At 65.6% G+C, this 2004-nt stretch carries 3 protein-coding genes; 2 read left to right on the top strand and 1 reads right to left on the bottom strand.

Going from position 1 to position 2004, the window contains the following annotated elements; genetic code table 11:
- Positions 1–465: hypothetical protein (locus ACRDUX_RS36700; RefSeq protein WP_526421761.1), on the top strand; the 465-nt coding region annotated here is incomplete at its 5' end.
- Entirely contained in the window at positions 455–1063 is a 609-nt protein-coding gene (locus ACRDUX_RS36695) for a helix-turn-helix domain-containing protein (protein ID WP_526421759.1), read from the top strand. The genes ACRDUX_RS36700 and ACRDUX_RS36695, both read left to right, overlap by 11 nt.
- A gap of 87 nt (positions 1064–1150) precedes the next feature.
- Here the strand turns inward: ACRDUX_RS36695 and ACRDUX_RS36690 are convergent.
- A partial coding sequence (locus ACRDUX_RS36690) for a family 43 glycosylhydrolase (protein ID WP_526421757.1) occupies positions 1151–2004 on the bottom strand: 854 nt, incomplete at its 5' end.

The raw sequence follows: 2004 nt of genomic DNA, 5'->3' as shown, positions 1-2004 counted from the left end.
GTCGTGGACCAGGTGCAGTTCGCCGGCGCCGGGAGTCCCGGTTCCATCGTGCTGGATGAGGAGGCCCTCGAGCGCGCTGCCAGGCTCGGTCGCACCGTCGCGGAACAGGCGGGCCGGTCTTATGACGCCGCGGAGTACGAAGGAGCCGGGGGGCTCTGCCCACAGTGCCACCTCAGCGTTTTCGATATCTACCCCAGGTACGTGGTCTGCGCCACCTGCGGCGCTCGAGGCCGGCTGGTCGTTGACGACGGACGGATGGACGTCACCTTCGACGCAAAGGGTCTGACTCAGTCGATTCTGACGATCGAAGAGAAGCGCGCGCACTTCGCCGAGGTGCAGAGCACGGCCGCCCGCCACAGCGAGTTGGCCGAAATGATTGCCGATAGGGTGGCGCGTTACGATCACCTCGATTGGAGGACACGGCCGCCGCGCCACGTCGACCAAGCCGGCCTCAATGGTGGCTGAGATGAGCGTCTCGCTCCGTCATGATCTTGCTGGAGGCGTCGCAGTCGGGCGGGCGGTCGCGGACCGCGGCAATCACCCTCGGATGGGGGTCATTGCGAAGGGCCTGGAGGTGCTATCGCTATTCGATCATTCAGCGACGACACTGAAACTGCACGAGATTTGCGAACGCACCGGTCTCCCAAAAGCGACGGCGTTCCGTATCGTGGAGACTCTTGAGGAGAGAGGATTTCTCGAAAAGCTGCGGAACGGAGCTCCCCGGCCTGATCTGGCGGTGCTCACCCTCGGCTCGGCGGGCTTAGGTGGGTCGGCTCTCGTCCGTCTCAGCGTGGCGCACCTCCGCGACTTAGTGGAGAACACCGGCCAAACGGTCAGCCTCGGAATTGACCATGTCTCGGCGGAGCGACTGATGCCGTCGGCGGAGTCGTGCGGCGCACCGATGGCCGCGGCACGCGCCAGCGCCACGTGGATGAGGGCCTCGGCAGAGTCGAATTGGATCTCGAACTTGAGCCGCTGGTTGCTTTTCGGGGGAGTCAGCCATGATCAGAGCGTTTGTCCTGTGTCGATCAGGGTTGCATCCGGCCGACTGGGGCATCGGTAGCTCGGTGAGCGTATCGCAGGATCGGGACTGCGACGAAGGGATCGCGCATGCACATGTCGGTGCGGTGAAGCGGGTGCGCTGGTTGCCCTATTCGGTGATGGTGAGGCTGCGGAAGGTGACCGCTCCGCGGGTGGCGTAGAGGCCGATGACGCGACCTGTGAAGGACTCGCTGGTCTCGAAGCTCCAGTACCGGCCATCGAGTTCGGCGAGGGTGACCGAATCCCCGCCATCGGATGCTGTGAGTCGGATGCGGTCGCCCCCGGTCGGGGGCAATCCATCGCCGGGTCGGTATGGCGCGGCGACAGAGAACTCCATCGTCAGGGTGACCTCAGCGCCAGGAAATTCGTGCTCCCAGCTCTGGCTGATGCCAGCCAGCGCGGCCACGGCGCGAACTCGTACGGCCCCGTCGCTCGCCTCCGCCTCCACAGCGAACCAGAGTTCGTCGGACTGTCGTGCGGCGAGCCCACCGACACCCGAGCTTGGGGCGATCGTCGTCCGAAAGGTGGCCGTGTGGTGGTGTTGGCGTCGACCGACGAAGGCGACATCCAGATCGCTCAGGCCTGATCCTCGGGAGGTGATCGTGAGCCCCGAATCAGTGACCGAGGCGACTTCGCGAGGCTGGCGACGCAAGCCGATCCATGCCGGGTGGTCGAGGGTACCCGGTGCGGCGAGATCGAGTTCGAGGGATGCCGTGTCGCGCGGAGCCAAGGACTCATTGAGGATCGGCCGCGGGTGCGGCCAGCCGTCCACCCAATCCACTGGTGTCAGAAAAGTTTCGCGTCCGAGCGGAGAGAACGACCGAGTGAACCCCACCGGCCGGACGCCCAGGGCGACCGCGAACGTGAGTCCGTCCGGTGTGTCCACCAGATCGGCGTGGCCGACGTTCTGCACAGGCTCCGCCGTGCTGCGGGCGGTGAGGATCGGATTGGCCGGATAACCCT

Origin of the sequence: Mycobacterium sp. (genome assembly GCF_050701675.1) — a bacterium.
Taxonomy (GTDB): Bacteria; Actinomycetota; Actinomycetes; order Mycobacteriales; family Mycobacteriaceae; genus Mycobacterium.
Note: the sequence above shows the minus strand (reverse complement) of the source record. Positions and strands in the feature narration are given on the sequence as shown.

Bases quoted from the DNA above. Each gene is read 5' to 3' on its own strand.
- ACRDUX_RS36695 (WP_526421759.1), top strand. From the start codon at position 455: ATGGTGGCTGAGATGAGCGTCTCGCTCCGTCATGATCTTGCTGGAGGC.